General features: G+C 64.8%; 2 protein-coding genes. Both read left to right on the top strand.

The genetic code is table 11. From position 1 onward, the window contains the following. The first annotated feature begins 380 nt into the window (after window positions 1-380). The gene (locus ACFHW1_RS28235) at window positions 381-3,341 is read left to right on the top strand and encodes a carboxypeptidase regulatory-like domain-containing protein (protein WP_416616608.1); all 2,961 of its coding nucleotides are present in this window, start codon (window positions 381-383) and stop codon (window positions 3,339-3,341) included. A 99-nt stretch (window positions 3,342-3,440) separates the two neighbouring features. Continuing rightward, window positions 3,441-8,411 (top strand): RHS repeat protein (locus ACFHW1_RS28230; protein ID WP_416616607.1); only part of this gene is annotated, 4,971 nt, incomplete at its 3' end.

Genomic DNA, 8,411 nt, shown 5'->3' with positions numbered 1-8,411 from the left:
CGTAACCACGGGAAACCCTGCCGTGACCAGGGGTCACCCGACTTTGCAATAGCCCTGGGTACCAGACGGTGAGCGACAGTTCCGGGACCTATTCCTTCACCGGTATGCCACCGGGCACATACACGCTTGTGGCAAACTATGGTGACCGGTGCGGCCTGACCGCAAGCGCGACGGTGACCATCACCGCTGGTTCGCCGCGGTGGCGGGATCTTTACCTCGCGCCGTACACGGACGACTCCGGTTACACCTGCGCCAGCCAAACAGCTTCGTTTGCTACCGCAGACGAGACGGTGCTTCCGTTGGCTGGCGACAACGCGGTGACCGAGGTGCCGTTGCCGTTCGCCTTCCCGTTCTACGGCCAGGCGTACCTGTCCGGGTGGGTGGACACCAACGGCTATCTAACCTTCATTGACCCGGATGGGTCTCACCCGAAGACCAGCGGCACCTGGCCGCTACCGGCGGCACCCAACGCGCTGATTGCCCCGTTCTGGGACGACCTCGTGGTGGACGGGTCGGCGAGTGTGCGAACGGCGAGCACCGGCACCGAGACGGACCAGCGGTTCGTGGTCGAGTGGCGAAACGTACACCGCAAGGGCAACTCGGCCCAGCGGCTCTCCTTCGAGGTGGTCCTGGCTCCGGATGGCACGATCACCACGAACTACGACGGGCTCACCAGCGAACCCGTGCGGGGTGCATTCGCCGCGGTCGGGATCGAGGCGCCGGACGGCGAGATCGGTCTGGCGTACTCGGTGGACGAGCCCGCACTAGCCAGCGGACAGGCCATCAACTTCGTGCACCCGCAGGAGGATGGCACGCTGGAGTTGCACGACCTCTCCGGGGTGCTGCGGGACGAAAGCGGTAACCCGGTGGTGGGTGCGACGGTGACGCTCGACCCCCGTGGGTTGTCGACGACGACCGGCCCAGGTGGGGCGTGGGGATTCGAGGATCTGGTAGCGGACAGCTACACCGTCTCGGCGCGGGTCGGGGCCCGCTGTGGCCGTAGCGCCGAGGTACTGGTGGAGTTGGACGACAACCGCACGTCCGACCTCCGGTTGGGGCCCGACTACGGAACGATGGGGTACGCCTGTGTGGTGGGCGCGTCGGGCTACGTGGCGGCGTCGAACGTTGTGGCGCTGACCGGCGACGACGCATGGGCGAACCTGTCGCTGCCGTTCACGTTTACCTACCACGGCAGGCCGTACTCGAATGCCTGGCTGCACACCAACGGTCTGATCAACTTCGGCGCTCAGCCAGGCGACGTGAACCAGATCTGGCTGAACCCGACGATGCCGACGGCAGCGATTCCGAACGGGGTCATCGCCCCGTTCTGGGACGACCTGAATGTGGATTCGTCGGCCAGCATCCGAACTCAGCTGCTGGGCTCCACACCGGACCAGCGGTTCGTAGTGGAGTGGCGCAATCTGCTGATGCAGGGGGTAGCCGCGCCGAACAATCGGGTGACCTTCGAGCTGGTGCTGCACGAAGACGGGCGAATCGCATTCCACTACGGCACCCTGACCACCCCGATCCAGCAGGGGGCGGGGGCCACCGTCGGGCTGGAGAGCACAGAACGGGCCGAGGTCGCAGCCCTGTACTCCTTCCACACAGCGGTAATGCCGAGCAACGGTTCTATCACGTACACCCCGAACGCGTCGGGCACAGTCCGGGGTACGGTGACGACTGCGGTCACGAGCGAGCCGGTGGCCGGTCGTACCGTCACCCTGGCACCGTCAGGGGCGACCACCTTGACCGCCGCAGACGGCAGTTATGAGTTCACCGGCGTGCCGATCGGTGAGCACATCGTTGCCGCCGTGACAGATGATGACCGTTGTGCTGGCCAGTACGCCCGGGAAGCGTTCAACTTCGCCGGTGGTACCACGACCCGTATCGACCTTTCGGTAATGATCGACGGCGACGAGTTCGGATACGGATGCGGGACCGGTCCGCAGGCATTCATTCCCGGCAACGTTGTCGAGGCGTGGAGCGGTGACGACTCAGTGTGGCAGGCAGTCCCGCCGTTCCCCATCAAGCTGTACGGCGAGGCCTACGGCTCAGCGTGGATCAGCGCGAACGGGGTGATGACCTTCCGAAACCCGGCCTTCCATGGATGGATCTACGCCAACTCGACGCCCATCCCGTCGCCGCCGTCCGAGGGCCGGCCCAACGCCGCCGTCTACGTGCACTGGAATGACTGGGTCGTCGACTCCGCCGCCCGGATCGCCACCGCGACCAGCGGCACCGCGCCGAACCGACGGTGGGTGGTGGAGTGGCGCAACGTACACCTTTACGGTGACACTTCGGCGCGGGCCTCGTTCTCGGCGGTGTTCGATGAGAATGGTGATGTCACCTTCACCTATGCCGATATCAACCCCGCCCATGCCGGTGAGCAGGGGTCGGCTGCCACGGTCGGCATCGAGAACGGCTCGGGAACCGTCGCGTTCCAGTACTCGCACAAGGAAGCCGTACTCGCATCCGGTAAGGGCATCTTCTTCAAGCCCAATCCGCCGGGCTCCGGCGTCGTGCGCGGCACGGTGACCTGTCAGGGCACGCCCATGGCCAGCGCTACCGTCGCGATGGCCGGGCAGAGTGTCACCACCGGCGCCGGCGGCAGCTACCAGTTCGCGGAGGTACCCGGCGGGACGTACGCGGTGATTGCAACCCTGGGTTCAGGTCCGTGCGTCGGGTCGGCGGTGACGCCGGTGACGGTCGGCACGAACACTACGAGTGTGGTGAGCTTTGCCCGTGGCGTCACGCCGGCCGACGCCCACTACACTATCGCCGAACAGCCGGTCAGTTTCGTTCCGGCCGACGGTACGGTGTTGCCGCTTACGGGTGACGACGCAGTCACCCCCATCACCCTGCCATTCCCAGTGATCCACTACGGGCAGACGTACACGTCCGCCTGGGTCGATACCAACGGACTGCTCACGTTCGTCGAACCCGAGGCCTCGTCGCCGGACGCCTGGCCGATCCCGTCGTCGACGGAGTCGCAATTGCCGAAGGCTGCGATATACCCCATGTGGCACGACTGGATCGTTGACACCGACGCCAGCGTCCGGACAGCCACGATCGGCAGCGCGCCGAATCGTCAGTTCATTCTGGAGTGGCGCAATGTTCGATCGTACGAGGACCCGATGACCAGGATTTCCTTTGAGGTGATCATCGATGAGGCTGGGGGCTACACCTTCGCCTACACCGACAACGACGGAACAAATATCGAGCAGGGAGGTGCTTCGACGATTGGTATCGACAACGTAGACGGTACCGCTGCCCTTTCCTACACCTACCGGCAGCCGGTGCTCCATCCCGGAACTGGACTACGCATCGAACGCCTCCCCTAGGCCGACCCCCTGCCCGGGACCGGCCGACTGGGCCGGTCCCGGTGATCCCGTCTATCCGTTCCGCCTTGACTAACCAACTCGGCCCCGGAGGTAGCATCGGTGAAGGTAACCCCTCAATTCGACCTGGTGGCGCCGTCGGCTCGATGGCAGCGTCGTCGTCGCTCCATCCTGTCCGGTGTCATCGCGGCGGTCCTCGCGGTGACCCTGCTGCAAGCTCCGGCGTCGGCCCGGACCGATGAATCGCGGTCGGTCAAGCCCGACGCCCGGCCAGTGCCCACAGTCGCAGTCACCGACGTGGCGGTAACCGCACCGGAACCAGCCACGCCGATGCGCAGCGCCGGCGCGAAACCGGCGGAGGCCTGGCCGTTGGCCGAGATGGCCGTGGCCGAACTAAGCATCGGCGCGAGGGTCACCTCGGTGCGGGTAGGCGGCCTCCCGGTCCGAGTCGAACGAGCCAGTACCGGGGCGGTTTCCCCGGAGCGGATGCGGTTGCAGAGCCTGGATGCGCAGCGGGTACGGGTGCAGACCCTGGACCGTAAGGTGACCGAGCGGGCCGGTATCAAGGGCGTGCTGCTTCGGATCGGACAGGCCGACCTGGCCGCCGCTGGTAGTACTCGGGCCAGCTCCGGGTCCACCGCTCTGCAGATGACAGTCGACTACTCATCGTTCGCCACCGCGTACGGCGGTGATTGGGCAAGCCGGTTGCGGCTTGTGACCCTGCCTGAGTGCGCGCTGACCACGCCGGAGCAGAGGCGTTGCGCGGGAACGTCGCTGAGGTCGCGAAACAACCCGGTTACGAGGACGGTCTCGGCCGACGTGTCGATAGCAGCGGCGGGCACGCTGGTGGCGGTGACGGCAGGCGCCTCCGGGCCTGCGGGCGACTACTCGGCGACCCCGTTGCAACCGTCGTCGACCTGGTCGGTTGGGGGGAACACCGGTTCCTTCACCTGGTCGTACCCGATGCGGGTGCCGCCGGCCCCAGGCGGCCTGGAGCCCGATCTGGCCCTCGGCTACTCGTCTCAGTCGGTGGACGGCCGGCACGCGGCGTCGAACAACCAGCCCTCCTGGATCGGCGAGGGTTTCGAGTTCTGGCCGGGCGGCTACATTGAGCGCCGGTACCGCTCGTGCGCAAAGGACACCGGGGGAAACAACACCACCAAGACGTATGACCTGTGTTGGGAGACCGACAACGCGACGTTGCACCTCGATGGCTTCTCCGGTGAGTTGCTCTACAACTCGTCTGAGCAGAGATGGCACCTGCGAACCGACGATGGGGCTCGAATCATCCGGCACACCGGAGCGGCAAACGGCGACGAGAATGGCGAATATTGGACGCTCACCACCACCGACGGAACGCAGTACCGGTTCGGCTCCAACCGGTTGCCGGGGTGGGTCAACGGCGATCCGTTGACGAACTCGGCGTGGAACGCGCCGGTGTTCGGCAACGACCCGAATGAGCCGTGCCGGAATCCGGCGTTCGTTGATTCCTCATGTGAGCGTACCTGGCGGTGGAATCTGGAACACATCGTCAACCTGAACGGTGACTCGATGTCGTTCTGGTATGCAAAGGAGACGAACAAGTATGGGAGGAATAAGACAGCAGGTGATGCGGTCAGCTACGACCGTGGCGGTTACCTTGAGCGAATCGACTACGGCACCCGGCTGACGTCTGGCCGTGATTCGGCCCTGGACAACGGCGCCTCGGCACGGGTGGTCTTCACCGAGGCAGACCGGTGCTTGAGTAACTGTGCTACCAAGAACGAGGTGAGATGGCCGGACACTCCGTGGGACTCGGAGTGCACCGGCTCGACCTGTGTGGACCAGTTCAGCCCGACGTTTTGGTCCAGTAAACGGCTGAGCCAGGTCACCACGCAGGTGCGCAACGGTAGCGCGTTCAGCAACGTGGAGCGATGGACTCTGACTCACGGGTTCCCCGATCCGGGTGACGGCACCCGAGCTGGCCTCTGGCTGGAGAAAATTTCCCATGAAGGTCTGGTCGGCGGAACCACAACGCTGCCCGACGTCGAACTGACTGGAATTCAATTACCGAACCGGGTCGACACCATTGACTTCGCTGCAGCGATGAACTGGTGGCGCGTTGCGATGATTCGTAACGAGACCGGCGGCACGATCAATGTTACCTACTCGGAGGAGGAGTGTGTTGCCGGTAGCACCCCGACCCCGCATTCGAACATCAAGCGGTGTTATCCGGTCTTGTGGACGCCGGAGGGCTACCAATCGGCGGTAACCGACTGGTTCCACAAGTACGTCGTCACCACGATCTACGAGATCGACCACACCGGCGGATCGCCACCGTTCGGCAGCCCGCGGAAGGCATACTCGTACAGCTACCACGATGGTGCAGCGTGGCGTTACACCGATGACGACGGGCTCGTCGACAAGGACGAGAAGACCTGGTCGGTATTCCGTGGCTACGGGCGCGTCGGGGTGACAGTAGGCGACGCCGGCGAACAGATGTACACCGAAACCCGCTACTTCCGTGGCATGCACGGTGACCGGGCGGCACCTTCCGGCGGCACGACGAACGCGAGCGTGGACGGCATCACCGATCAAGACTGGTTCGCCGGCATGGCCCGCGAGGTCAAGGTCCGCAACGGACCGACCGGTGACGTGGTTTCCCGAGAGGTCAGCGATCCCTGGGCGTCCGGGCCGACGGCCACTCGGACGGTCAACGGTGACACGGTGACCGGACGCTTCGTCCGGGTTGGGACCGCCCGCAGCTACGTCACACTCGACGGCGGCCGGGGCGAGCGAGTCACCCGGACCACGACCAGCTACGACAACCTCGGCATGCCGACCCAGGTGGACGACCACGGGGTGGAAGGTAGTACCGGCGACGAGCGGTGCACCAAGACCGAGTACCTCCGGCGCGACACCACGTGGCTGATGGATCGGATCAAACGGACGCGGGAATTTGCGGTGTCCTGCTCGGCCAGCAACGGCACGCTGACGGAGGCCGACATCATGGGAGAGACCCGCCTCTCCTACGACGACGCGGCGTACGGGACGCTACCGACGAACGACAACGACGTTCGTGGCCTGCCGACCCGTACTGAGGTGATGGCGGCGTGGAATGCCGGCACACCAAGCTTTGTCGCCAAGGAACGGACCGCGTACGACAGCCACGGCCGACCCACGTCGAGCTGGGACGCGATGAACTTCCTGACAACCACCACCTACACACCGGCGCTCGGCGGACCGACCACCCAGGTGACGGTCAGGAACCCGCGGAATCACGAGACCAAGACGACCCTCATCCCAGCTTGGGGCATCGAGAGCAGCATCCTCGACCCGAACGACAAAAGGACTGATCTGGCGTACGACGGACTCGGCCGGCTCACCTCTGTCTGGCTGCCCAACCGGAGCAGCACCACCCAGTCGGCGAACATGACCTTCGGCTATACGGTCCGCACCACTGCGCCTACAGTGGTTCGGACCTCGAAGCTCAACGCTGAGGGCGACTACGTCAGCTCCTACGAACTGTTCGACGGTCTGCTGAGAAATCGGCAGACACAGGCTCCTTCCCCTGCAGGTGGTCGTCTGATCACCGAGACGTTCTATGACACCGCCGGGCGAAAAGTGCGCACGTATGACAAGTACCACGCCGTCGGTGACCCTGGCACCACACTGGCCAGCGCCGTGGATGGTGCACACATCCATACTCAGAACCGGATCGAGTACGACGGCGTGGGCCGACCGACCGCAGTGATTTTCCAGCCGTACAACGCCGAGCGATGGCGCACCTCCATTGGTTACGGAGGGGACCGCGAGGATGTGACGCCGCCAGCCGGCGGTACCGCTTCCTCGACGATCATCGACGCCCGGGGTAACCGGGTGGAACAGCGTCGATACCACGGCCCGGCTCCGACCCCAGGGGTAAACGGATCGTGGGACACCACTACCTACACCTACAACCGCAAGAACCAGTTGACCGGGCTCACCGACGCTGCCGGCAACTCGTGGACCTACACCTTCGACATCCGCGGCCGGCAGGTCCAGGTCGTCGACCCGGACAGCGGAACCAGCGTCTACACCTACGACAACGCCGACCGGATGACCAGTAGCACCGATGCTCGTAATCGGAAGTTGGCCTACCGGTACGACCAACTCGGTCGGAAGATCGGTCTGTACGAGAACAGCACTAGCGGGGTGCTGCGGGCGGAGTGGCAGTACGACACGCTCGCCAAGGGCCTCCTGACGCGGAGCGTCCGGGAGGTCGAGGGTCTCGCCTACCAGGTCGAGTACCTCGGCTACACCGATCTGTACCGGGAAACCGGAGTCAAGTACGACATCCCGACCACCGAGCCGGGAGTCGGCGGTGCGTATCTCTACGAGAAGACTTGGAATATCGACGGCAGTCTGAGTGCCGTAACGCTGCCGAACACCAACAGCGACCTGCCGTCGGAGACCCTGCGTTACGGATACGACGCGCTTGGCCAGCCTAAAACGCTCAGCCGAGTCTCGGGGGGCACGATCAGCAACTACGTGGTAGACACCGACTACAACGCGCTCGGGCTGGTCGAGAACATCGAACTGTACACCGGCAGCGGCGCCCGGGTCTGGCAGGGATTCGACCGGGAGGTGGAGACCGGACGGATCACCGATTTCCTGACCACCCGCGACGCCATCAACCCGGACGTGCTAGCCGACCTCAACTACAGCTACGACGACGCCGGGAACATCACTCGGATCGCGGACCGGGAGCCCGACCCGATCGATGACACCCAGTGCTTCGCTTACGACCACCTGCGTCAGCTGACCCAGGCTTGGACGCCGGCGTCCGGCGACTGCACCGCACCTCGTTCAGTGCGCGCCTTGGGTGGCCCGGCACCGTACTGGCATTCCTGGACGATTAACGCCATCGGCAACCGGACCAGCCAAACCGTTCATACCGGCACTGGCGACCAGGTCACTACCTACACCTATCCGAGTGCAGGTGCGGTGCATCCGCATGCGCTGACCGCCACCGCCGGGGCTCAGGTTGGCTCGGCGGGATCAAGTGATCATGGCGACACTGCGTTCTTGACCAGATCGTTGAAAACTTCGATC

The organism is Micromonospora sp. LOL_014 (assembly GCF_048060245.1).
GTDB lineage: Bacteria > Actinomycetota > Actinomycetes > Mycobacteriales > Micromonosporaceae > Micromonospora_E.
Note: the sequence above shows the minus strand (reverse complement) of the source record. Positions and strands in the feature narration are given on the sequence as shown.